Here is a 26228-nt window from a genome sequence, read left to right on the forward strand (position 1 = left end):
TTCCTTTACAAAAGAAGAAATATAATTGTGGTTCAAGGAAATTCGCCATGCTTCTCAAAAAAATTTCTGTGCTAGTTTGCGCATCATTCGTTTCTTGTGTATCTTTTGCCCAAACAAATAATATACAGGATGAAACAGATAAGGTAATTGATACATTTTTGCAATGTGATAATCAGTTTTTTGAACAATTATCTAAACACCAAGAGTCAATAAATCAATACGTTGATTTAGCAACCACTCCCGATAATGTAACTTATATTCCTGTTGAATCTATTCAAAAACCCGACAAAAATAAAGTCATGTTTAAAAAACCACTTAAGTATCATGGTTTAGAAATTGTTGGCTATCAAAATATTTATATTTCAACTACTTTATCTGGTCAGTTTCTTTATTGGGGATTTATCTTTGATAACAAGCAAGATGAAATTAAAAGTGCTTTAAGCAATATTAATTGGTTGCATTATAGCCAAAACACTTACATAGCAAATGCTAAAATTTATGATAAAAAATCAAAATCTAAAACATGGGAAGATGATATTTATGCCATCGATGGTGTTATTCCAAAGTTTGGTACAATTAATAAAGCACTTTATCTAGAATCTTCTGCTAATAATCAAAGTAGTATTTTTTGTTCTATTCAAGGCGATTTAGAAAAAGAAACAATTCTTACGGCTCGCCCAGATCTAAAACCAATCATCGAAAAACAAGAAGCTGAACTGCAAGAGCGAATTAAAGCAAACCAAGAAAAAATGCAAAAAGAAAAAGAAAAACAACAAAATCAATCACAAACTAATCCTACAGAAGCTAACTCAAAAGATGGAGAAAAAATTTAAATGAAGAAGGTCAATTTATTTTTAATTCTCTTTTCTTTTGCAGCATTCAGCCATGCCTCAGAGGAAAAAGCTAATATCGATACAAAAGCAAATGAAAATACTTCTGTTGAAAGTTTAAAAGATCCAAGAGTAGGAGAACAATTCATTCCAACATCAAAAACTAACGACAATAATACTATTGGCTATTCATTTTTAGATAGAAAATCGATCAACCTTCACCCTTTCAACTCCAAAATTCGTGTATTTAGTGAAGTGACTAATTATAGCCCAGCATTGGTACAAAAAAATGATGATGGTACAGAGACACCTTATCATTCCATAAGGATCGAATATTATGCCAATTGCGACAAAATGGAGTTAGCAAAAGGAAAGCTTAGAACAATCGAAAATAATTTTGGTGATGGAAAATTAGTCAACACAATTGAGATAGCAAACCGTTGGATAGCTATCACTCATGATAACGAGCAATATAAGCTACTTACTATTGCCTGTTCCTTACCACTCGCTAATTAGTAAATCAGTACCTACTTTTACTCTTGCCACCTTGCTGTGGCAGAGTATATTCATTTATGTTAATATCGCTCTATTATTTATTTGAATGAATATCTCTTTATGAATATCACACAATTTCATACCATTACCGAACAGTTATTCAACAAAATCGAACTATTCTTGGATAATTATGTAAATGAGCATGACATCGATTTAGATTATGAAACAAACGGCAATGTTATCACCATTAGTTTTCCCAATGGCAGTAAAATCATCATTAATACCCAAGAACCACTCTTTCAGGTATGGTTAGCCACTCAAAAACAAGGTTATCATTTTGATTACATCGATAATAATTGGATTTGTAATCGTACCGACAAGTCGTTTAATCAGATTTTTTCTGAATCTGTAAAAGAACAAGCTGAGCTATAATATATAAAAAATGGGAATTAGTTTAACAATTAATTCCCGTTCAAGAAAGTAGTCACAAATTTTACTTAAAAGAAATCTACAATAAAGTAAGATTTGCTAATTTAACTACTAGCCATTTTATACCTTCATTAACAAAAGCTATTTGTACTCGCTTATGATCACCTTCGCCATCAAGATTAACAATAGTTCCTTCACCAAAACGTTTATGTAACACTTTACGACCTAATTTGTAACCATCACATTGAGGCTTCTTTTTAGGAGGAGACTTTATTTTTTCAGGCGACATTGTTCCTTGATAACTAATTTCATTTAATTTATCAATGGGTAATTCAGATAAAAAGCGTGAAGGTAAATTACGTTCTTCACGACCATATAGACGCCTTATTTGAGCTAATGATAATGTTAGATACTTACGTGCTCGAGTAATGCCAACATAGGCAAGACGACGCTCTTCTTCAAGTTTATCGAAGTCTTGAGAAGATCTTAAGTCTGGGAATATGCCCTCTTCTAGTCCTACAATAAAAACATTATCAAATTCAAGACCTTTGGCAGAATGTAGAGTCATTAGTTGAACTGTATCTTGTTCACTAATTACATCTCGGCTTTCTAATGACGTATATGCTAAAAATGATTCTAACACAGTTAATGCCTTACCCGTTTCTTTATCTTGAATAAGGTTATTTTCATTAAAGCGATAAAACTGCTCAGCGGCCGATACCAATTCTTCAAGATTTTCCAGCTTTGATTGTCCTTTAATACCAGGCTCTTGCTCATACATTTGCAATATGCCAGATAATTTGATAATAATATCAAGTTGTTTATAAAATGGTTTAAGCTCTACTTTATCGAAAATTGATTCTATTAATTCCAAAAAACGACCAATCCCAGAGCTTTGCCGTTCAGTAAAAGCATTGGTTTGGATTAGCATTATACATGCATCCCATAATGAAATATTATACTGCTTTGCAGTCAATCTAATTTTATCTAGCGTGACATTACCAATACCTCGAGTTGGGGTATTGATTGTAGCTTCAAACGCCATGTCATTATTGTGGTCATGTAATAGCCGTAAATAAGCAAGCGCTAATTTGACTTCTTGTCGTTCATAAAAACGAATAGATCCATAAATTTGATAAGGTAAACCCGCTTGCAACAATGTATCTTCAAATATACGTGATTGTGCATTATTACGGTACAATATTGCACAATCTGCGTACTTTCCACCTTCGTCATGGAACTTTTTTATTTGACTGACAACAAATCTTGCCTCATCAATATCATTAAAACCAATATAAAGCGTAATCAGTTCACCGCCGCCTATATCTGTCCATAAATTTTTACCCAATCGGTTCTGATTTTTAGATATTAAATTATTAGCTACATCTAAAATGTTACCAGTTGAACGATAATTTTGTTCCAACCTAATAATTTCAGTTTCAGGGTAATCGTTCATAAATAATTGGAGATTATCCGCATTAGCACCACGCCAACTGTAAATAGATTGATCGTCATCGCCTACAATCATTACATTGGCTGTATTACCTGCCAGTTTTTGTACCAAACGATATTGGATCTTATTAGTGTCTTGAAATTCATCAATTAAGATATTACAAAAACGATGATGACAATAATTTAAAACGTCTTGATTATGGCAAAGCAGTTCATACGTTCTTAAGATTAATTCTGAAAAATCAACGTATCCAACTCTATCGCAAATAGTCTGGTAGTCTCGATAAATCGCCTGCCACATCACTTGTTTAGGATCTTCAGGAACAATATCTTCCGCTCGGAATCCTTTTTCCTTTTGAGTAGAAATAAAAGCAGCACACTGCTTTGGCGACCATTGTTTTTCGTCGATTTTTAGTTCGTGAAAAATTCGCTTGATAAGCCGAATTTGATCTTCAGTATCAATAAGTTGAAAATTAGGCGGTAACTTAGCTTGCTCAGGAAACATACGTAACAAACGATGAGTAAGCCCATGGAATGTACCCACCCACATACCATTAAAATAACCCTCGCCGACTAATGCTTGAATACGTTCTTGCATTTGAATAGCCGCTTTATTGGTAAAAGTAACCGCAAAAATTGAGCCAGGTGAATAATTCTTTTCAATACAAAGCCAAGCAATACGATGAACTAAAACACGCGTTTTGCCACTCCCTGCACCTGCAAGAACAATTGAATATTGACTATCGGTAGTAACTGCTTTTTGTTGCTCTGTGTTTAGGCCATCTAATAATAATTTATTAATTTCCATTATATGCAAACCTATTTTGATAATAGAAACCGCCAAGTAGCATTAATGTTGAAAGAGTTATTAATATTTTCATCATATTCCGAATACGTTTGTCCACTGTGATCTAACAGAACATAAATAAAGACAAAGCTTCTTAGGTAAAAATTTTCATTGCTACTATTTTCATTGCTACTAAAGAAACGTATCTTTACATTTATTTTACTGTTTATTTGTACAGATAAGGAGGTCAATTATAGCAGATTCTCTAATTCTGGCAATTGCGTTATTTCGATGTGAGGTAAACATCTAGTATCATTAAGCTGAAAAATATCCCGATTATAGATATTAATAAAGCAAGCTAAAAAGCCGTTATCAATTGCCCCATTAACATCCGTTAATAAATTGTCACCCACATGTAAAATAGAGTGTGATGGAATATTAAGTTTGTGAGATGCTAAATCAAAAATTTCAGGAAAAGGTTTAGAACGGCCATGTTCACCACCACGTAGTGAAAATTGAAAATAATCACCTAAGCCAATTTTGTTAATATCAACGTTACCATTAGTAATAACAGCCAAAGGATATTTAGTGGCTAATTTAATTAATAGTGTATGCGTTGATTCAGGAACGTTCATCTTGTGCCGCCAAACATTAAAACAACTCATTGCTTCGTCGATGACATCAGCAAATTTTGATGCCGGTATATTAGTTTTATTTAATAGCGATGTAATGGTTTGAATTCGCCAAACAATAACATCGTGATAAATTTCAGGGTCAGATGCAAGTACAGCACGCTTTTCAGCAAAATATTCGGGTAAAGTAAGTGTGCGTAATTGTTCATAACCTTGAAGAGTTTTGATCATTTCGTCTTCCGCTTTTTCAACGATCGTGCTGTTATTGTATAACGTATCATCTAGATCAAAAGTAAACGCTTTAATCTTATTAATAGATCGATAAAAGTGCATCGTTATTTTCCCCTTTTAGCGCGTGGATGGGCTGAATCATAAACTTCAGATAAATGCGAAAAATCTAAATGCGTATAGACTTGGGTCGTTGATAAATCAGCATGCCCTAACAATTCTTGTACTGCACGCAAATCACCACTTGATTCTAGCATATGAGTTGCAAATGAATGACGTAATTTGTGAGGGTGAACATGACTGCTTAACCCTTGTTTGATTCCCCACTGAGCAAACCGTTTTTCAACATTTCGCGGTGAAATACGCTTACCCAATTTGGAAATAAATAAAGCATCATCTTGTGGTGTTAAAAAATTCCGCATTGACAACCAGTGTTTAATCCATTTGATAGATTCTCGACCTAATGGCAATTTTCGCTCTTTATTCCCCTTACCCATTACGCGAATTTCACCATCAACAAGATTCAATTCTTGACAGTTAAGACCGACTAATTCAGAAAGGCGTAACCCTGAACCATACATAACTTCAAGCATAGTTCTATCACGAACAGAAAGCGGATCATTATGATCAATATCAAGTAGTTGATTAATTTCGTCAATATCAATATTTTTGGGTAAGTGTTGACCTAATTTTGGATTTAGCACGCCTCGAGCTGGATTAGCGGTAAGCTGCTCGTTTTTTACCATCCAATCACAAAAACTACGCAAAGCAGAAAGTCTTAATGATAAGCTTCTTGCTTGTAAGCCCGTCTGTTTGCTACGACTGATTAACAATCTAACTGCGGATGAATCCAAATTTTGCCAGTTCGAGATTTCAACTTCACTTGCCAACGAAATAAGCGCATAAAGTTGACGTCGATAATTAATCTGAGTATTTAAGCTTAGTTGCTTTTCTGACTTTAGATAATTTAAAAATTGATCAACAGGCAGCTTTAATGCCGTATTATCATTTTTATTAGGCTGCATCATGCTATGTCCTTATTTTGTTCGCATAATCCATCTGCTAATTAAAATTGGTAAAATTTCACTCATTTTTTCAAGTAATAATGTACCTTGTCCTGCTTGATAATGTTCGGGATTAGCACTAGTAAACATTAAAAGCCCCAAATCACCAAATCGACCTAACAAAGATAATGCCACTGAGCCAACATAACCGTGTTCATCAGGTAATAAAAAATCAAGCTCAGTTGAATTTAATGTACCTAAATATTGTTGACTGTACTGGAAATGTCTAACACGAATAAAATCAAATTGTGATGAATCTAAAGCTATATGATGGTAATTTGATGGCGCATTAAGCAACCATTTGTCACCAAAAAGATATAAATAAGCACCACTAAGTCCTAATGATTTAGCCCATGTGTTTAATAAAACAATAAGTTGATTTAGATCCTGTGCTTTAATTAATTCAATTTGCAGATCCATTAGCTGATTAAACAACAATTCGTTGGCACTGGCATGTTCCAATAATAATGAAATTTCGCACTCTAATTGGTTAATTTTATTGCGCTGACGCGCCATGTTCCATTCTGGTAAAGAAACCATTCCCCTGACAGGATGAGGCACTCGCATACACTCAACATACCGGGCATTTCTCATAAAAAAATCTGGATTATCAATAATATATTGACAAACGATTTCATCATTCAATTTTAATGATGAAGACGATTGCCGAGCTTTTTTTACTCTTAAATTTTGTGTATTTTTACCAACCATAATTAGCGTTTATTGTATTACCGTGTTATCTCATGTTTCTACTGTTTTCTTTTCGGTTAAAGATAAAAACTTAAATAAAATCAATACCCCACCTGAAGGTTTTTTGCCTTGTTATTTTCTGTCAACAAGTTTTAGAGTCTATTGGGGGGGATGTTAAAGTTAAGTAGCAATAAAACCATCATATACATGTGTAGCAGGTCCAGTCATATAAAGTGGTTGATTTCCACCTTTCCATTCAATTAATAATTTGCCACCAGGTAAATTGACATTAACTTGTTGGTTTAATAATCCTTGATTGATGCCTACTGCTACTGCGGCACAGGCACCAGTACCACAAGCTTGTGTTTCGCCAACCCCACGTTCAAATACACGTAAATTAATGTTATTGCGATCAATAATATGCATAAATCCAATATTGGCGCGTTCAGGAAAACGTTCATGCTGCTCTAATAATGGACCTAGTGTTGCCACTTCTGCGGTTACAATATTATCGACTTGAACAACACAATGAGGATTGCCCATAGATGCAACACCACATAATATAGTCTGTTCTTGTGCTCGGATTATATAAGTTTTTTCTTCTTTTATAGCTTTGAAAGGAATTTTGTTAGGTTCAAAAATAGGCTGTCCCATATTAACACTCACAGTATTATCATCATTTACGGTTAAAACAATATTGCCTTTCATGGTACTAACTTTTAACACTCGTTTTCGGCTAAGGCCTTTTAAACGAACAAAACGTGCAAAACAGCGAGCCCCATTACCACATTGCTCAACTTCAGAACCATCTGAATTAAAAATACGATAATGAAAATCACTATCTGGTACATAAGGTGGCTCAACAATAAGAAGTTGATCAAACCCGACACCAGTATATCGATCTGCCATACGTTTAATCATTTCTGTCGAAAGATGAACATTTTGCGTCACAGCATCAATAACCATAAAATCATTTCCGAGTCCATGCATTTTTGAAAAGTTCATCGCTAGTTTACCTTCTGTTGTCAAACATGTTTTTATTTTTAACTTTTAGTCTAAACTGTTTACCAACATCAACTAAAAGAGGAATGCTATTATAATTAAGCATTCAATAACCTGTTAAATATTATAAAACTACTTCACCTCGCCATAAATCATCGAAGGATTCACGTTGGCGAATTAATTTATGTTGTTTATCATCAATAAGCATCACTTCTGCTGGTCGTAAATGGCTATTATAATTTGATGCCATACTAAAGCCATAAGCACCAGCACTACAAATTACCAACAAATCATCTTGTTTAACCGAAAGCTCACGCTGATAAGCCAACACATCGCTAGATTCGCAAATAGGTCCCACAACATTATAGACCAAAAATTCATCACCAGTTTGTGGTTGCTTTTCAGGTAATACTCTCATCCAAGCATCGTAAAGAGCGGGACGAATTAAGTCATTCATACCTGCATCGACAATTGCAAAATGGTTATTATCTTGGTGTTTGGTATATTCCACCTTAGTAATTAGCAACCCTGAATTAGCAACAATCGAACGCCCTGGTTCAAACAAAATTTCAATATCAGGATAATCAACTAATTTGTTCTTAAGTTCGGTTACAAGTTGCGATGCTGTTGGTGGTTGTTCGTTATCATAACAGACCCCTAAACCTCCACCTAAATCAATATGTTCAATTACAATATTATTAGATTGCAATTTATCAACTAAAGCGAGTATACGATCGGCAGCATCAAGAAATGGTGATAATTGAGTTAATTGAGAGCCAATATGGCAATCAATACCAACGATTTTAATGTTAGCTAATGAGCTTGCTTTTCGATAAACATTTAAAGCTAACTCATAGCTAATACCAAATTTATTTTCGCGAAGACCTGTTGAAATATAAGGATGTGTTTTAGCATCCACATCAGGATTGATTCTCAATGAAATCGGTGCAATTTTACCTAATCTTTTAGCAACTTCATCAACTCGGTATAATTCAGCCTCAGATTCAACATTAAAGCACTTAATACCAACTTCAAGCGCACGTTCAATTTCAACTATTGATTTAGCAACACCTGAAAAGACAATTTTTTTAGGATCTGCTCCTGCTTTTAATACTCGTTCTAACTCACCTTGTGAAACAATATCAAAACCAGCACCCAGTTTTGCAAGTAAACTCAAAACAGCCAAATTACTATTAGCTTTTACCGCATAACAAACCAAATGTTTATTATTAACCAAAGCATGTTCATACTCTAAAAACTGTTTACTTATGTATTCGGCCGAATAAACATATAATGGTGTACCATACTGCTTAGCAAGATCCGCTATCGCTATCTGATTGGCAAATAAACGATTTTGTTGATAATTTAAAAAATCCATCATGTTATTCCATTATGCAATTTAAATAAATAAACCAGATTGAATTGAAGCAGTTGTTAGTTTTGTTTGTTGCATTGCTGTTTTTTCAACTGGATGATAAAGCGGACCTTTTAATCCACATCCTACTAATGCCAATGTAACAAAACAGATAGGGAGTAATTTTATAGTTGATTTCATACAATATTCGCAATTCTTTCCATTTTTTATAATACTATCTATATTACACGATAGGCACAATGCTGCAAAGCGCAAATCATCATGCGAACATAAACAGATATATAAAATAAGTAAATATATTAAATTAAAGGTACAAGACTACATTCTACACATCAAATTACTATGCAATAAACCGTTACACAATTTGTAGATATGATTCAGATTGATAATTTCAAAACTTATCAGAAAAAATCAGCTAAGTTTTATGCATTAATATACTTTTCACGATTTGGAAGCCAACAATCAACTAATTGTTCAGCACTGTGTGGATGTTTTTTTTGGATGTCATAAGATATATTTTGAATTTCACTAATCAAATGCTGGTCGCGAATCAAATCAACAACTTTAAAATTAGCTGTACCCATTTGCCGAGTCCCTAAAATTTCACCACCACCACGAAGTTCAAGATCTTTTTGGGCAATAACAAATCCATCAGTACTTTCACGCATTACCTTCATGCGTGCTTGAGCAACTTTACTTAGAGGAGCTTGATACATTAATACACAATGAGATACTGCCGTGCCACGTCCAACTCGCCCACGCAACTGATGTAACTGAGCTAAACCTAAACGTTCTGCATTTTCGATAATCATTAAACTAGCATTAGGAACATCAACACCAACTTCAATAACTGTTGTAGCAACCAGCAGTTGAATTTTTCCTGCTTTAAACTCTTGCATAACTGATTGTTTTAAATCAGACTTCATTTTACCATGCACTAACGCAATATTTAAATGCGGCAAACGCATTTGCAATTCTGCAACCAGCATTTCAGCCGCTTGTGCGTCAAGTATTTCGGACTCTTCGACCAAAGTACACACCCAATAAACTTGGCGGTTTGCTAAGCAAGCTTGATTTACACGTTCAATAATTTCATCTCGGCGATTATTAGGTATTACAACTGTGTTAATTGGTGTTCTTCCTGGAGGTAATTCATCAATAACAGAAACATCTAAATCAGCATAGACTGTCATGGCTAATGTTCTTGGAATAGGCGTTGCTGTCATAATTAATTGATGCGGATAAAGATGATCTTTAATTCCTTTTTCCCAAAGACTTAGGCGCTGATTAACACCAAATCGATGCTGTTCATCAATGATGACAAGACCTAACGAGGTGAATTCTACTTTATCAACAAATACTGCATGAGTACCAATTAACATAGTAATTTCACCCTTTTGAAGGCGCTCATAACGCTGTCGCTTATTTTTGGCGGTTAATCTTCCTGACAACCAATCAACACTAATTCCCAACGACTCAAACCAAGTACTAAAATTATTATAATGTTGCTCGGCTAATATTTCTGTTGGTGCCATCAAAACCACTTGGCAACCATTTTCAATTGCATTCAACGCTGCTAAAGCTGCTACTAATGTTTTACCAGAACCAACATCACCTTGAATTAATCGCATCATAGGTACTGGTTTTGCCATATCGAGATAAATCTCTTGCACAACTCGCTGTTGAGCATGGGTTGGCGTGAAAGGTAATGATGATAAAAACGGGTTAATCAAGTGTTGAGTCGGGGAAAACAAGTGTGCCTGCTGTCTTTGATTATGTTTTTTTATCATTAACATACTCAAATGATAAGCAATCAATTCCTCAAAAATAAACCGCTTAATAGCTGGGTGATCACCCGACTCCAACTGTTCAATCTCAGTATCAATGGGTGGATTGTGAATAATATTTAAAGAATCAAAAGCCGACAAAAACTGACAAGCTAGCTGTGGAGGTAAAACTTCTTCTGAAGGATTATTTTTCAGCAAAATTAGCGCAGCCATAATTGACCGTCGAATCACAGCCTGAGTTAATCCATAAGTAGTTGAATAAATAGGTGTGTATCTTTCTTGATCATCTTCTAACGTAGTAGATTTTTCGTCTCGACTTGTTTTTAATTTAAATTGTGGATGAATTATTTCAAGATAATTTTTACCGCGTTTTATTTCACCATAAGCACTGATCCACTTACCTTTAATTAGCGAAGCCTTCATGCTGGCAGTAAAATGCATAAATCGTAATATTGCAATACCAGAATCATCTTGAACGTAACAAACTAGCATTTGTTTACGACCAAAAGCAATTTCGCTTTTAATAATAACACCTTCAATTGTCGTAAATTCACCAATATTGGCGTCAGCAATAGCGCAAGATGAAGTACGATCTTCATAACGTAAAGGAAAATGCAATAACAGATCTTTAGCGGTATAGATACCTAATGTATTGAACTTTTTTTCTAGACTTTCACCAATTCCCGTTAGTTTTATCAACGGTAAATGGTCAAAAAAACGATTTATCATAATGACTAATTTATATTTCGTTTAACACTTACTACATCAGGTTGTAGTAACATTTTACGAATTAATTCATTAAGTTGCTGGGTATTTTTTACTTCTATCTGTAGAATAACAGTATAAATCTGCCTATCTTTTTCTTCGGTATTTAACCATTGCAAGCGAGTATTTTCATCATTAATAATTGACAGTATATGCGCCAAAGAACCTTGAGTATTTAAAATATCGAGCCAAATTTCAGCAACAAAACGTTGAGAAATATCCGGAGCCCATTTAAGTGAAATATATTTTTCTGGATTATTTTGATAACCAGTAACATTTCGACAAGATTCATGATGCACAATTAACCCCTTCTCTGGACTAACATGCCCAACAATAGGATCATTAGGAATCGGATGACAACACTTAGAAAATGTAACAGAAACGCCTTCACTGCCAGTAATAACAAGAGTTTTATTTGACTCTGATTTATTTTGCAGCAGCGCTTTATGTTCTAAACCTTTGGCAATAAAATGGCTCATAATATTACCTAATCCGATTTCGACTAAGACATCATCAAAATTGGACAATTTGGCTAACTCAACCACTCTAGCCTTTTGGCTTTCTGACAGTCCATTAATACCGCCAGATTTAACTAACGAAAGATTCAATAAACGTCGACCCAATTCAATTGCATCTTCACGCTTAAGAGTTTTAAGCGCCTGACGAATACGCGACTTCGCTCTAGCACTAACCACAAAATTTAACCAACTAGCATTAGGATGGCCTTCAGGAGAGGTAATAATTTCAACTGTTTGCCCACTGCTTAATGGTTGTGATAAAGGATAAGGTTTACGATCAACAATTGCGCCAATGCATTGATAACCGATATCAGAATGGACTGCATAAGCAAGATCAACTGCTGTTGCTCCTTCTGGTAATTGCACAATACGTCCTTTGGGAGTAAAAACGTAAATCTCTTTAGGAAACAAATCAGATTTAACGTTTTCGATAAATTCGAAAGAATTCCCTACGCTTTGTTGCAATTCTAACAGGCTTTGCATCCAGCGCTGAGCTTTAATTTGCGCAGTAGTATTGTTTAATTCATCAACTGCATTATATGCCCAATGAGCAGCAACACCCATTTCAGCCATTTGATCCATATCTTCGGTACGAATTTGGACTTCAACTGGTGTACCGTGAGGGCCTATTAACGATGAATGCAATGATTGGTAGCCATTTGCTTTGGGAATAGCGATATAATCTTTAAAACGATTAAGACGTGGTTTATACAAATTATGTATCAGTCCAAGAGCACGATAACAACCATCAACATCTTTTACCACAATTCTAAAAGTGTAAATATCCATGATAGAATGAAAATGTTGTTCACGTAGTTTCATCTTTTGATAAATAACATAGATATTTTTCTCGATACCAGTAACTTCTGCATCAATATGAGCGTCATGTAATCGCCCACGGATTTCAGACAAAATTTGTTGAATTAGCTCTTTTCGCGTATTTCGCGCTGTTTTAACGACTTTTTCAATCACTTTAGCTCGATTTGGATGCATTGCTGTAAAGCCCAAAATCTCAAGTTCTGTTTTGATGTGATTGATACCTAAACGATGAGCCAAAGGTGCGTAAATTTCAAGGGTTTCTTTAGCAATGCGACGACGTTTATCAGGTCTTAAAGCACTAAGTGTACGCATGTTATGCGTACGATCAGCAAGTTTAATTAAAATTACACGCACATCCTCAGTCATAGCAAGCACCATTTTCCGAAAATTTTCAGCTTGTGCTTCTTGCCTGTTACGGAATTTTAATTTATCAAGTTTAGAGACACCTTCGACTAAAATGGCAACATGTTTACCAAATTTGTCGGTAATATCTTGAAAAGTGACAGGAGTGTCTTCAATAGTATCGTGTAAAAGTGCGGCAATAACTGTTTCATAATCAAGCCGCATCTCAGCTAGATATGTTGCAACTGCAACTGGGTGAGTAATATAAGGTTCACCACTACATCGGAATTGCCCTTCATGTGCATTTTTAGCAAAAAGATAAGCATCTTGTATCAATTCGACTTGTTTAGACGGAAGATAAGATGCTACAACCTCTTTTAAGCCATCAAAATATTGCATAAGCAATTCCTGTAAAGCTTATTCGTATGATGGTGTGTTTTCGAGAAGAATCGACTCATGAAGTGTTGCTCGTGTTTCTTCCTCTTTGTTTTGACGAGCTTGAAAATCAGCAATATCAAGAATCTGTTTATTAACAAGACCATCTTCAATTTCACGTAAAGCAATAACAGTTTCTTTGTCGTTCTCTTCAGGAACATGTGGTGATTTATTTTCCACTTGTAATTGACGAGCGCGTCTCGCTGCTACAAGAACGAGATCAAAGCGATTACCAATTTTTTCTACTGCATCTTGAACAGTTACACGTGCCATTTTTACCTCTAATTTTTTACTAAAATACTTTATTTGAAAGATCTAATATTGTACTTAAATTTGTAGGCGATTGTCCATATTAATATTACTTTATCTGTCAATAATTGAGAAATGTCAGATAATTAAAAACAAATCCTACATATTTGATGAAAAGTCATGATAAATGTTCAGATTCATCATCAGTTTTATTATCCATATGCTCCTTACTTTGAGCTAACTTAACTGCAAAATAAAGATCATAAGCAAACTCGATATACTCATCATCAAGCTTAATATTCATCTGTTTAAACCAATTTTTAAGTGTTTTACGTCGACCAGATAAAATTAGGGTAACATTTCTTACTTTTAAAGACTTCACTAATTCATCAATTCCCGACAGCACACTCACATCTTTATAAGTAAAACAAGGGATTGCATCGACAATAACATAGCTTATTGGATCACTAGACTCATCAATATAACTGATAATTCTTCGCTTAAAATAAGCGATATTGAAATAAGTTAGCGGAGAATTAAATCGATAAATCATTGTATTACTAATCGGTTGCACATTTTGGCTTATGGAATGAATCCGACCACTTTCATCAACACCTAGTAATTGATCTTTTGGTCTAAATACCCGACGCAAAAATAAAAATAACCCCAGTAGTACCGCTAACGCCATACCAGGAATAATCCCTATAACAAGTACTGAAATGAGTGTTATCAAACTCAAATAAAAAGCATCTCGATCAAATTTAAAAAAGCGAACGATGGTTTGAAAATTAATGAGTGAAATTGAAGAATATATTAAAATAACCCCTAACACACAAGTTGGAATATATTGTAAAGGCGAAAGGAAAAACAATACCACAATACCAATTAATATTGCTGCAATAATCGAAACTAGTTGCGTTTTACCTCCATTTGCATCATTTACAGCTGTTCTTGATGATGTACCACTAACAACAAACCCTTGTGATAACCCTGCTACAATATTAGCTATACCTAACGCTTTAAATTCAACATCGGCATTGGTTTCATAGTTATTTTTTGATGCAAAACTGCGTACAGTTATCATCATACTAACAAAACAGATGATAGCAATATTAAGTGAAGGAACAACTAAATCACGCATTAATCCTTTATCAAAATCAAGCCATGACTCGGTAGGAATAAAATCACTGCTAACATTACCAATAATACGAATATTAAAATATTCAAAATTAAACACCCACGAAAAAAACGTCATCACAATAACAGCTAATAAAGGTGCAGGATATAGAGGTTTTAATCGCTTTAAGGCAATTAAAATAGACAAAGTAAAAAACGAAACGAGTGCAGTGCCTATATGAATTTCTGACAATTTAAAAGGGAAATAGACTATTCGCTCAATCAAATAAGAATAATCGTAGCTAAAGCCTAAGGTCTTGGCTAACTGATCGACCATAATGGTAATTGATATGCCATTAAGCAAACCAATTAAAATAGGCTGACTAAGTAAGTCGGCTAAAGCACCAAGATGTAACTTTCCAGCAATGATACACCAAATGCCTATCATTATTGTTAATATAATAACTAATTGCCAGCGCAATATTGGATCATTAGCCGCTAAAGGTAACACAACAGCGGCAACTACAGCACAAGTTGCTGTATCAGGTCCTACAATCAATTGTTTAGAAGAACCAAAAAACGCATATACAATTAAAGGCAAAATGGTCGAATACAGTCCAGCTATAGCGCCAACACCAGTCAATTCAGCATAAGCAATTGAAACAGGTAACGAAACAGCAGCAACTGATAAACCAGCCTTAATATCAAAATTAAGATATTCTCGTTTATACTGTAATAAACTGCCTAATCCGGGCATCCATGCAATTAGTTTTTGAAAAAAAGTACTTTTTAACAAATCAGCCATGCTAATCCTTATTTCCCCGCTATACTCATATTATCAATCAAAATTGAGCCACATTGAATACTTGTTCTGGTTTCGATATCGTTTCCAATTTCCACAATATTTTTATACATATCTTTAAGATTACCAGCAATGGTGATTTCACTAACTGGATATTGAATTTTTCCATTCTCAACCCAAAATCCTGTAGCTCCACGCGAATAATCACCAGTCACACTATTAACACCTTGCCCCATTAACGAAGTCACCAAAACACCTTTATCCAATTTTTTTAGCATCTCATCAAAACTAGCATTTGCATGGCTTGGCGATACAAACCAATTATGAATCCCACCTGCATGCCCAGTCGATTTTAAGCCTAATTTACGAGCTGAATAATTGCCTAACAAATAAGTTTGCAACACACCTTGCTCAACAATATTGCGCTTAACTGTTTTTGTCCCTTCACTATCAAAAGGCGATGATCCAACGCCTTTTAAAATAAAAGGATCCTCATAAATAGTTACCCAATTAGGAAAAATCTCCTTCCCTACACTATCTAAAAGAAAAGAAGATTTACGATAAATGGCACCGCCACTTATGGCCCCCACTAAATGCCTAATGAGTCCAACGGCAACTTCAGCACTAAATAACACTGGAGTTTGCATTGTTGCGATCTGTTTAGCGCCTAAATGTGAAATCGCTCTATCAGCTGCCTGCACACCAACCCAATCAGCAGACTTGAGCTGACTATAATCACGTGATGAAGTATAAGCATAATTACTTTCCATCTGCCCTGCTTGTTGAGCAATAACTGAGCATGAAAGTGAATGTGAACTTGCGCAATAACCTTGCAACATCCCCAAACTATTACCATAAACATAAACGCCATAGCGACTACTAAAATAACCGCCATCAGAATTAATCAATTTGGAATGATTTAACGCAGTTAATTCGGCTTGTTTAGCCTGCTCAATGGCATTATCAACGTTCAAATCACTAGGATGAAATAAATCTAAATCGGGTGGATTAAATGCCATTTGACTCACATCACCCAAACCTGAACAAGGATCTGGCGAAGTATATTGCATAATATCAATCGCCATATTCACCGTTTGCAAAATAGCCTGAGAAGACAAATCATTGGTAGAAGCACTCCCTTTACGTTTATTTTGATAAACAGTAATAGATAACGCACCATCACTATTAAATTCAACATTCTCGGTTTCACCCATGCGAGTGCTAACATTAATACCTGTTGACTTATTAATCGATACCTCAACTTCATCAACACGTGACTTTGCTTGCTCAATAGCATTAGCAACAATTGCCGATAAAGTTTCTTTTTGATTTAAAGCTTCTTTTTTAATCTGTTCAATACTCATTTTATTATTTTCTACAATTCTGCTAGCGATACGTTATAATAAGCTAGAATTACACAATAGTTAACAAAAGAAATAACATGAATCATAATCAAGAGACAAATCTAGAACCCAACTTCGCTATTGACACTGAAGATGACGAAATCATCTACGTTAGTAAAAGTGAAATTAAACGTGATGCTGAAGTTTTAAAAAAATTAGGGATTGAACTTGTCAAGCTAAGCAAAAACGAACTTGAAAAAATTCCTCTCGATGAAGATCTCTCTTATGCAATTGAACTTGCGCAGAAAATAAAAAAAGAAGGGTATCGCCGCCAAATTCAATACATTGGTAAACTGCTGCGTAACCGAGATATTGACCCAATTAGTCAAGCACTTGATAAACTTAAAAATCGCCATAATCAGCAAATCGCCCTGTTTCACAAACTTGAAAAACTTCGTGATGAATTGATTGCAACTGGCGATGCCGAAAATATTATCGGTTTGTACCCAACTGCTGATCGTCAGCAATTACGAACCTTAGCCCGTTTAGCAAAAAAAGAGCAAGAAACAAACAAGCCAACCAAAACGGCAAGACAAATTTTTCAATATTTAAAAGAATTGAGCGACACTGAATAATCTTTATAATGTGCCGCTTATTATTCACAAACACTATATAAACTTAGATAGAGGATACAAAAATGGGACTTTTAAATGTACCAGCAGGTAAAGAATTACCAGATGATATTTACGTTGTGATTGAAATTCCAGCCAATGCAGATCCAATTAAATATGAAGTTGATAAAGACACTGGCGCTGTATTTGTTGACCGTTTTATGGCTACAGCAATGTTTTATCCATGCAACTATGGTTATATTAATCACACATTATCATTAGATGGCGATCCAGTTGATGTATTAGTCCCAACGCCATATCCATTACAACCAGGCTCAGTTATTCGTTGCCGCCCAGTTGGTGTATTAAAAATGACAGACGAAGCAGGTCAAGATGCAAAATTAGTTGCAGTACCCCACAGCAAACTATCAAAAGAATATGATCACATTAAAGATGTTGATGATTTGCCTGAATTGCTCAAATCACAAATCAAACACTTTTTTGAACAATACAAAGCATTAGAGAAAGGTAAATGGGTGAAAGTTGACGGATGGGATAACGCTAATGCAGCCCGTAAAGAAATTATTGAGTCATTTGAACGAGCAAAAAATAAATAAAGTTCAATAAAAAATATTTTTATCAAAGCCATAAATATTATTTTATGGCTTTTTTATTTTTCATAATTTTTTAGTGACTTTAAAAATCAATTAAAATTTCAGCGATTAAAATTTGACTTTTATCAATTAAAAAATAATTTCCTGAAAATTCAATAAAACTTTTTTTTTTATAAAAAAAAATTATTATTCACATCTTGCTTTTGATTATAATTTATGCGGTAATATCACTGGGTAAACAACAAAGTACAAAATAGTGAATAACAACGAACCACAATAATGTATTGTTAAGCACATTATCTTGGCTTTTAGTTACATTATTAACACGATGTTAAAACCCATGCGGCCGTAATGGCTAATTATTAATTATTGTTAGGATGTCTAGTAAATGAATAAAAAAACAGGCCAAGTAAAATGGTTTAATGAAAGTAAAGGTTTTGGTTTTATTACCCCTGCGGATGGAAGTAAAGATGTATTTGTTCACTTTTCAGCTATTTCAGGTGATGGTTTTAAAACATTAGCTGAAGGACAACAAGTTGAATTTGCTATCCAAGATAGCCCTCGTGGACCTGCAGCTGCTGAAGTCGTTGTAATCTAATTGAAACTTTAGCATTTCATATTAGAAAAACGCTCACTCACAAAGTGAGCGTTTTTTTTGTCTCTAAAAAAAGCTAAAAATCTCTCTAAAATAAGAGCATAAAAAAAGCGACCCTAAGGCCGCCTTATAAACAAAGTTAAATATCAATTATTTTTTAGAAATAACTGCGATTAAATCTAATACTTTGTTTGAATAACCTACTTCGTTGTCATACCAAGAAACAAGTTTAACAAAGTTATCACTTAATTGGATACCAGCTTTAGCATCAAATACTGAAGTACAAACTTCACCTAAGAAATCAGTAGAAACAACATCATCTTCGGTATAGCCAAGAACGCCTTTCATTGGACCTTCAGCAGCGGCTTTGATTGCTTTACAGATATCTTCATATTTAGCTGGCTTTTCTAAACGAGCAGTTAAGTCAACAACAGAAACGTCTGGAGTAGGAACTCGGAAAGCCATACCAGTTAATTTACCGTTTAATTCAGGGATAACTTTACCTACCGCCTTAGCAGCACCTGTTGATGAAGGGATGATGTTTTGAGCAGCACCACGACCACCACGCCAATCTTTATGAGATGGACCATCTACAGTTTTTTGAGTTGCAGTTGTTGCATGAACAGTTGTCATTAATGCTTCAACAATACCAAAGTTATCGTTGATAACTTTAGCTAAAGGCGCTAGACAGTTAGTTGTACAAGAAGCGTTAGAAACAATATCTTGACCAGCATAATCTTTATCATTAACACCAATAACAAACATTGGAGTGTTGTCTTTAGAAGGACCAGTTAAAACAACTTTCTTAGCACCAGCTTGGATGTGTTTACGAGCAGTTTCATCAGTCAAGAATAAACCAGTTGCTTCAGCAACAACATCAACACCAACTTCGTTCCATTTTAAGTTTGCAGGATCACGTTCAGCAGTAACACGAATTGCTTTACCGTTAACGACTAATTTACCATCTTTAACTTCAACTGTACCGTCAAAACGACCATGTGTTGAATCATATTTAAGCATATAAGCCATATATTCAACATCTAATAAATCGTTGATAGCAACGATTTCAATGTCTGAACGTTTTTGAGCAGCACGGAAAACAATACGGCCAATACGGCCAAAGCCATTAATACCTACTTTGATTGTCATAACAATTACCTTCTTTTTAGTGTTTTTAATGTTAAAAATCTTTCCTGTAAACTATCAAATTTTAAAGATTTATTCAAGAAGATTCCTAATAATTAAACACGAAATGATTAAATAGGTTAAACTGAATGTAATTTATATTAATTATTATAAAGAAAATCATGATATTGTAAAAAATAACCTAACATAGTAAGCCGTACTATAATCAAAAACCGTCCTAAAACTAAATAACAAACCAATAACTTAGAATTCAGTTTTAGATATATTCTAACGTCGTAAAAAGGCAGGCATATAAATTTTACAATATGTAGGATTTTTACCTTAAAATACTTCAGGTAGCGTATTGATCTTATTGAAGTTCCTAGATTACACCATGAAGTGCAATTCTTCTTAGCTCCTTAGAATAAAAATCGGCAGGGCTTTTAAACTTATGCCGTTTTCTTGGGCGTGTGTTCAATAGATATTGTATTTTCTTTATCTGTTTGTCGTCAACTAATGAAATGGCCGCTGACTTTGGTATAAACTGACGTATTAAGCCATTGGTGTTTTCATTTGTGCCTCTTTGCCAGCTTTTATAAGGCTCCGCAAAGTACACGGTGGTGTTTAAATAATTGCTCAATAGCATGATGATAATTAAATTCGGTTCCATTATCAAAGGTGATGCTTTTAACCATTTTTTTAAACGGCGTTAGCAATTTTATTATCATATCTCTCGTTTCGGAGGCGGTACGTTGATTGAGGCGCCCAATTAATACTAGCCCTGTTTTGCGTTCAACTAATGTCACCAATGCTTGCTTGTCTTTACGGCTAATAATGGTATCGCCCTCCCAATGTCCTCGCGTTTTCCGGCTTTCTACATAACTTGGACGTTGTTTAATTGACCGTTTATATCGGCGGTCTCCTTCTTTAATACTCGGTGCCTTACAATGCCTATAGGCTTTGCCTTTTCGCCTTAGATAAGATTTGAATTGTTCATAGCGCGCTTTATTTTGATAAAGATAGTTATAGATTGATTGGACGCTGACTTTCTTTAAACGTGCTGCAATCTGCTCTGGGCTGTAATAAAGCATGAGGTATTTTTCAACTTGACGCCATACCGAAGACTCTATTGGCTTACCATTACCGTTGTTTTTTCGCCTTTTCCTAGCTAGGGTTACCGCATCATGTGCCTGATAGGTTTGATTAGGTTTTGAGTTTCTTTTTATCTCTCGACTTATTGTCGAAGGATGTCTATTGAGTAGCTGGGCTATCTCTTTTTTATTCTTTCCGGCTTGTAATAATACGAAAATCTGGTATCTTTCCTTCCTAGAAAGGTGATTATAATACTTAGCAATCTCCAAACTGTGGTGGTGCGAAGGTGCTAGTATAAATCACCTTTCTACTTTCTTCACTCCACCGTGTTTAAAATTGCACTTCATGTTTGAATCCAGGAAAAACAGTTAAGAAAAATTTAATAAAATCATCATCTTTTCTGACTGATTTTTAGTGAAAAATAATTTCTTTTTGTTTTGGTGAATAAAATAGATTGGTGCGGTGGTTTCAGCGTCGGTGGCGGTAGGGGCGGCGCAGTTTTGTGGCTTTGCCACAACTGCGCAACCCTAAGGGAAAATGCCCCCCAACTTGTGCGGGGCTTTATTCTTGTCTATATTGTCCTCTCAAGCACCATAACCACCTTCCGCGCCCTAAAGATTAATTAACCACTACCACTTAAGCAAAGACCATAGTTACCGCTACCGCTGAGATTATCACCGCGCTTATAGACGTAGCCTTTGCCAGAATCAACAGCGTACATCATAGTATCACCTGATCGGCTGCCACCTAACCAGTAGCTGTTACCGATGAAACCCGCATCAGCGTAGGATCTCATGCTGCCCCACTCCGTGAAAAATCCAGCGCCTATTTGACGTTGGTATTCCCCATGTCCTGACGATGGCTTGGCGCCATCGTTCATTATGATATAATCTCTACCCACTTTTATTTTTATACATGGGAAAAAATGATCTCCTCTTACACCACAATTCGTATTGGTTAAATCACTTACCCCCGGCATGCGATAACCCAAACCTCTACACCATGCGGACTGATCATTATAATATTTAGTTACAACCCGATTGACGAACCACTTCCTCAACACAAATCCATATTTTACTAACTCATAACCATCTTTATCTCTACCCACTAACTCAAACGTCTGCGGTAACCTTGGTACAGTAATTCGGCTAGGGTTAAACCTTTGATTTCTTGCCTCTGGACCTGTTAGCTTAACACGTGCTACAACTTGTCCCCTATCTTCATAAGGAATCCAGTGATCATTCGGTACAACATTTATCACGCTTGCAGTAATTCCCTCATGACTGACAGGTGCCCATGTCAATTCTCTTACATCTATTCCTGTAATGAGTAAATCAAAATATAAATTATCCGCACCTGTAGTTGGAAAATTGAGGTTATATGATCCTGGATTGGTTGATTGAACTAAGAAGCCCTTCTTAGGATTCCATATGTTAGCAGGGCCTGCGTGTTTGCCGTCACCCATTTGTAGATTCGGTCTTGCATACTTGATAACTGGCATAACTGGCTCCGCTGGTAATGGTTCGGATAGTAATATTATTGCATCACTACGATTACCCGCTCGATACTTTTTGTCATTCGCCTGTACATTATTCCATGGCAATGACAATAATAACAGTGCTAATACTAGCAAAGCTGTTTTAGGTGATTTGAGCGGTAATTTCGATAATTCGTTGAGAGATAATTTGGAAGATATAAATAAGTTTCGTGTAAAAACTCGTCGAATAAGATTATTTGATAAACTTAAGACATAGGTTTGCCAGTGCTTGTGCCTTGTGCCTTGTGCCTAAAATGATAATGCATTATGGTTCACCTGTCAAGTAATTATTTGTTTTATTTAAATTTTTATAATTATTTGCTTATTTAATAAGCCTGTTTTCCTATAGCGATGAAAGTATAACCATTTAAAAATTTGTTGGCTAGTTTTTTAGCGGATTTTTTGTAAAGAAATGTAAAGATAAAACAATTCGACTTTATAGATAAGTGAATTTTCTAATTAAAATATGGTGTTAAGGTGTTAACTTTATAACTTTTGAATTTTGTCGAAATAACTGATATTGGTGATAACGTTTAATTTAAGAATTTTGAGCATAACATCTTGCAACTCACATGGGTTATAAAATATGAACTACGATACCCAACGCCTACAATCGCTCTTAACCACCGGCATGATTTACTCAAATCATTATGATATTCGCCTTTTTTAAACCTCTTTGCTTTGCTAAAAAGTGCCAAATTGTTACTGACAAATTGGCATCCCTAACAAAGCACAAACTCGCCAAGAAGTCCAATCTGGCGTGCTGCCCTCACTCTGTTAGCAAAGCACTCCGACACAGTTAAAAGATAGGTAGATTAACCTTGCAGCGTTGTGTTTTTCTCTAAAATAGTTCAGGTAGACCATTGATTTTACTGAAGTTTTTTACTTTGATTAAATCAAGTAATTATTGGCTGATTTCTGTTTTTATTACAATGTTTTTGCTGTAATTTTTGTGCCTTGCACATGCTAATAATTAAGCGAGTTAATTAGTTCGTTATTTTTGAAAAGTATTATAGGTCAGTTTTGAAGTGATTTTTACTTTTTTTGCTACTAAAAGTAAAAATGATTTTCTTTTTTATTTTTTGGCGTACAATCAAAATCATCCATAAATAGGGGTAATGTTATGTTATATAATAACAAATACATACATCATGAACATCATCACCATGAGTGTTGTCATGGTAATTGTTTAAATATGGCACATAATCATGTTCATTTATCTCACGATATAACTTGTCATCAAGAATCAACACATAGCTGTGGTGGCGATACTCATACCACTACTTCTAAAAATGAATTTGACGATCCCCCTGATGATCCCGATAGGCTAAACGAGCAAATTAAATTAACTTGGAAAATAAAAGGCATGGATTGTGCGCACTGTGCTCAACAAATTGAAAACAGCCTAAAAGTGTTACCCAATATTAGCCAAATTAAGATTATTTTTTCTACCGAAAAGTTGGTGGTATTTGTTCCCAAAAATAATGAAAAAACCATTAAATTAATAGAAAATAAAGTCATCGATTTAGGCTATAAACCTATTTTTGAATCATCTCCAGAACATTCTCATCATCATGATCATTCCCACAGTTTTGATAAAAAAGAACTAATTCCTTTAGTGATATTAGGCACTTTAATTGTGGTGAGTTATATTTTTTTGTTATGGAATCAAACCGTTGGCGAATATGCCTTTATGATAACTGCAATTGTTGGATTAATACCTATTTTAAAAGAAGCTTTAATTTTAATGCGTAGTGGTACACCATTTGCAATTGAGTCGTTAATGAGCGTGTCAGCTATTGGGGCTTTGTTTATTGGTGCGTCCGAAGAAGCAACCATGGTCTTATTTTTGTTTATGATAGGCGAAATGCTAGAAAGTGTTGCTACAAGTAAAGCTAAAAAAGGTATTTCGTCGCTCGCTGAGCTGATGCCCGAAGAAACAGTGATAATCATTAATGGGGAGCGAAAAACTGTTGCTAGTCATAGTCTGAAACCTGATGATATTATTGAAATTTCGTCAGGTGGTCGTTTGCCTGCTGATGTGATTTTGATAAGTGAGCAAGCCAATATTGATGAAAGTGCACTAACCGGCGAGTCGATCCCTGTTAATTATCTTTCAGGTGATAAGATTTTGGCTGGTTCACTCGTGGTTGATAATACAATCCAATTAAAAGTGGTATCAGAAGTTGGGCAAAATGCGGTAGATCGTATTTTACAGTTGATTGAAGATGCCGAGGAGCGTAAAGCTCCTATTGAACGATTTATTGATAAATTTAGTCGTTATTATACGCCAGCAATTGCTTTATTTGCTCTGTTAGTGATTATTACGCCACCTTTGTTGTTCAATGCTGATTGGTATACTTGGTTTTATCGAGGTTTAACTCTTTTGTTAATTGGTTGCCCTTGTGCTTTGGTTATTTCAACGCCTGCGGTAATAACGTCAGCATTGTCTAATGCGGCAAAACAAGGCGTGCTAATTAAAGGCGGTGCGGCGCTAGAGCATATTGGTTCAGTTAAAGTGGTTGCATTTGATAAGACTGGTACGTTAACCGAAGGTAAACCGCAAGTCACCGATGTGATTAGTCAAGATATTTCAAAAGAGCAATTATTGACATTAGTTGCCGATATTGAAAGTGGTTTGCATCATCCCATTGCTAAGGCTATTGTTGATTATGCATTGCAGAATCAATTAAATATCAATGAGGCCGATAATCGTAAAGCGATTGCGGGGGTTGGCGTTCAAGGCGAGGTAGATAATCAGACTTTTTATATTGTGTCACCAAGTAAAGTTGTGACAGTTTCATCACCATTGAAAGATGAACATACCAAAATTATTGAGGAACTTGAAAACGCTGGTAAAACTGTCGTAGTTGCAGTAACAAATCAACAATTGATGGGCATTATTGCATTGCAAGATGTGTTGCGGGCTGATGCAATTACTACAATGAATGAGCTTAATAAGCTTGGTGTTAAGACTTTGATGCTGACAGGCGATAACGCGCGAGCGACCAAAGCTATTGCCTCGCAATTGGGTATGGATTACCGTGCGGAGTTGTTGCCTGCCGATAAATTAGCAGAAATTGAAAAGATGCGTATCTCAACGTCGATTGCTATGGTGGGCGATGGAATTAACGATTCTCCAGCCATGAAAGCGGCAACCGTAAGTATTGCTATGGGTAGTGGTACTGATGTTGCGCTAGAAGCCGCTGATGCCGCATTAACTAAAAATAGCTTGTTAAGTTTGCCTAAGCTAATTGGTTTAACTCGTTTTGCCTCTCGTAATATTAAACAAAATGTTACAATTGCGTTGGGAATTAAGTTAGTATTTTTAATTACCAGCTTATTTGGCTTTACTGGACTGTGGCTGGCTGTGCTAGCTGATTCAGGTACGACTGCGATTGTGACAGCTAATGCGCTTCGAGTTTTGAAATTTAAGAATAAAAGTTAAAATTGGTTTAATTAACCTATTTCACTTGTAGCAAGTGGAATAGGTT

The 26228-nt window shown here is 35.1% G+C and carries 24 protein-coding genes; 7 read left to right on the forward strand and 17 right to left on the reverse strand.

Annotation, left to right across the window (positions count from 1 at the left end; genetic code table 11):
- The first annotated feature begins 47 nt into the window (after window positions 1-47).
- From A9G44_RS00475 to cyaY, 3 genes are all read left to right on the forward strand, one after another.
- Complete coding sequence (locus A9G44_RS00475) at window positions 48-833, forward strand: hypothetical protein (protein ID WP_065608834.1); 786 nt, start codon at window positions 48-50, stop codon at window positions 831-833.
- A complete protein-coding gene (locus A9G44_RS00480) occupies window positions 834-1346 on the forward strand; it encodes a surface-adhesin E family protein (protein WP_034912497.1) in 513 nt (170 codons plus the stop codon).
- A gap of 99 nt (window positions 1347-1445) precedes the next feature.
- Window positions 1446-1757, forward strand: coding sequence for an iron donor protein CyaY (gene cyaY, locus A9G44_RS00485; protein WP_034912502.1), 312 nt, complete (start codon window positions 1446-1448; stop codon window positions 1755-1757).
- A gap of 76 nt (window positions 1758-1833) precedes the next feature.
- Here cyaY and uvrD read toward each other — a convergent pair whose 3' ends face one another.
- The 12 genes from uvrD to pmbA form a co-directional block, all read right to left on the reverse strand.
- A complete protein-coding gene (uvrD, locus tag A9G44_RS00490) occupies window positions 1834-4014 on the reverse strand; it encodes a DNA helicase II (protein ID WP_143422102.1) in 2181 nt (726 codons plus the stop codon).
- Between the two features lie 230 nt (window positions 4015-4244).
- On the reverse strand, window positions 4245-4958 hold the full coding sequence (gene yigB / locus A9G44_RS00495) for a 5-amino-6-(5-phospho-D-ribitylamino)uracil phosphatase YigB (RefSeq protein ID WP_065608835.1): 714 nt from the start codon (window positions 4956-4958) through the stop codon (window positions 4245-4247).
- A gap of 2 nt (window positions 4959-4960) precedes the next feature.
- Window positions 4961-5881 (reverse strand): tyrosine recombinase XerC, encoded by a 921-nt coding sequence (gene xerC / locus A9G44_RS00500; protein ID WP_335339988.1) that lies wholly within the window; start codon window positions 5879-5881, stop codon window positions 4961-4963.
- Between the two features lie 9 nt (window positions 5882-5890).
- Window positions 5891-6628, reverse strand: coding sequence for a DUF484 family protein (locus A9G44_RS00505; RefSeq protein ID WP_065608836.1), 738 nt, complete (start codon window positions 6626-6628; stop codon window positions 5891-5893).
- A 159-nt stretch (window positions 6629-6787) separates the two neighbouring features.
- Window positions 6788-7612 (reverse strand): diaminopimelate epimerase, encoded by an 825-nt coding sequence (dapF, locus tag A9G44_RS00510; RefSeq protein WP_065608837.1) that lies wholly within the window; start codon window positions 7610-7612, stop codon window positions 6788-6790.
- 121 nt (window positions 7613-7733) lie between these two features.
- Entirely contained in the window at window positions 7734-8987 is a 1254-nt protein-coding gene (lysA, locus tag A9G44_RS00515) for a diaminopimelate decarboxylase (protein ID WP_065608838.1), read from the reverse strand.
- 21 nt (window positions 8988-9008) lie between these two features.
- Window positions 9009-9164: an LPS translocon maturation chaperone LptM gene (gene lptM / locus A9G44_RS13205; protein WP_141672655.1), complete on the reverse strand. Its 156-nt coding sequence runs from the start codon at window positions 9162-9164 to the stop codon at window positions 9009-9011.
- A gap of 242 nt (window positions 9165-9406) precedes the next feature.
- The gene (gene recG, locus A9G44_RS00520) at window positions 9407-11500 is read right to left on the reverse strand and encodes an ATP-dependent DNA helicase RecG (RefSeq protein WP_065608839.1); all 2094 of its coding nucleotides are present in this window, start codon (window positions 11498-11500) and stop codon (window positions 9407-9409) included.
- A gap of 5 nt (window positions 11501-11505) precedes the next feature.
- Window positions 11506-13614: a bifunctional GTP diphosphokinase/guanosine-3',5'-bis pyrophosphate 3'-pyrophosphohydrolase gene (spoT, locus tag A9G44_RS00525; RefSeq protein ID WP_065608840.1), complete on the reverse strand. Its 2109-nt coding sequence runs from the start codon at window positions 13612-13614 to the stop codon at window positions 11506-11508.
- Between the two features lie 18 nt (window positions 13615-13632).
- Window positions 13633-13923 carry a DNA-directed RNA polymerase subunit omega gene (gene rpoZ, locus A9G44_RS00530; protein WP_034912518.1) on the reverse strand — a complete coding sequence of 97 codons (291 nt, stop codon included), beginning with the start codon at window positions 13921-13923 and terminating at the stop codon, window positions 13633-13635.
- Between the two features lie 154 nt (window positions 13924-14077).
- A complete protein-coding gene (locus A9G44_RS00535; RefSeq protein ID WP_218837495.1) occupies window positions 14078-15820 on the reverse strand; it encodes a SulP family inorganic anion transporter in 1743 nt (580 codons plus the stop codon).
- An 8-nt stretch (window positions 15821-15828) separates the two neighbouring features.
- Entirely contained in the window at window positions 15829-17181 is a 1353-nt protein-coding gene (gene pmbA / locus A9G44_RS00540; protein WP_034912523.1) for a metalloprotease PmbA, read from the reverse strand.
- A gap of 77 nt (window positions 17182-17258) precedes the next feature.
- Here pmbA and yjgA point away from each other — a divergent pair, with 77 nt between their 5' ends.
- The 3 genes from yjgA to cspE all read left to right on the forward strand — a co-directional run bounded on the left by yjgA (window position 17259) and on the right by cspE (window position 18983).
- Window positions 17259-17795: a ribosome biogenesis factor YjgA gene (gene yjgA, locus A9G44_RS00545; RefSeq protein WP_034912533.1), complete on the forward strand. Its 537-nt coding sequence runs from the start codon at window positions 17259-17261 to the stop codon at window positions 17793-17795.
- 62 nt (window positions 17796-17857) lie between these two features.
- The gene (gene ppa / locus A9G44_RS00550; protein WP_034912536.1) at window positions 17858-18388 is read left to right on the forward strand and encodes an inorganic diphosphatase; all 531 of its coding nucleotides are present in this window, start codon (window positions 17858-17860) and stop codon (window positions 18386-18388) included.
- A gap of 385 nt (window positions 18389-18773) precedes the next feature.
- Window positions 18774-18983: a transcription antiterminator/RNA stability regulator CspE gene (cspE, locus tag A9G44_RS00555; protein ID WP_025315032.1), complete on the forward strand. Its 210-nt coding sequence runs from the start codon at window positions 18774-18776 to the stop codon at window positions 18981-18983.
- Between the two features lie 147 nt (window positions 18984-19130).
- Here cspE and gapA read toward each other — a convergent pair whose 3' ends face one another.
- From gapA to A9G44_RS00570, 5 genes are all read right to left on the reverse strand, one after another.
- Window positions 19131-20129, reverse strand: a complete 999-nt coding sequence (gapA, locus tag A9G44_RS00560; protein WP_065608841.1) for a glyceraldehyde-3-phosphate dehydrogenase — start codon at window positions 20127-20129, stop codon at window positions 19131-19133.
- Window positions 20130-20487: 358 nt separating this feature from the next.
- On the reverse strand, window positions 20488-20721 hold the full coding sequence (locus A9G44_RS13210; protein ID WP_065574266.1) for an IS30 family transposase: 234 nt from the start codon (window positions 20719-20721) through the stop codon (window positions 20488-20490).
- Window positions 20699-21466: an IS30 family transposase gene (locus A9G44_RS12960; protein WP_179854769.1), complete on the reverse strand. Its 768-nt coding sequence runs from the start codon at window positions 21464-21466 to the stop codon at window positions 20699-20701. The genes A9G44_RS13210 and A9G44_RS12960 overlap by 23 nt, the downstream gene beginning before the upstream one ends.
- A gap of 99 nt (window positions 21467-21565) precedes the next feature.
- Window positions 21566-21712, reverse strand: coding sequence for a hypothetical protein (locus tag A9G44_RS13380; protein ID WP_179854770.1), 147 nt, complete (start codon window positions 21710-21712; stop codon window positions 21566-21568).
- Window positions 21713-21819: 107 nt separating this feature from the next.
- Window positions 21820-22806 carry a hypothetical protein gene (locus A9G44_RS00570; protein ID WP_065608843.1) on the reverse strand — a complete coding sequence of 329 codons (987 nt, stop codon included), beginning with the start codon at window positions 22804-22806 and terminating at the stop codon, window positions 21820-21822.
- A gap of 1051 nt (window positions 22807-23857) precedes the next feature.
- Here A9G44_RS00570 and A9G44_RS00575 point away from each other — a divergent pair.
- Entirely contained in the window at window positions 23858-26182 is a 2325-nt protein-coding gene (locus tag A9G44_RS00575) for a zinc/cadmium/mercury/lead-transporting ATPase (RefSeq protein ID WP_065608844.1), read from the forward strand.
- Window positions 26183-26228: the final 46 nt, after the last annotated feature.

The organism is Gilliamella sp. Occ4-3 (assembly GCF_001690675.1).
GTDB classification, from domain to species: domain Bacteria; phylum Pseudomonadota; class Gammaproteobacteria; order Enterobacterales; family Orbaceae; genus Gilliamella; species Gilliamella bombi.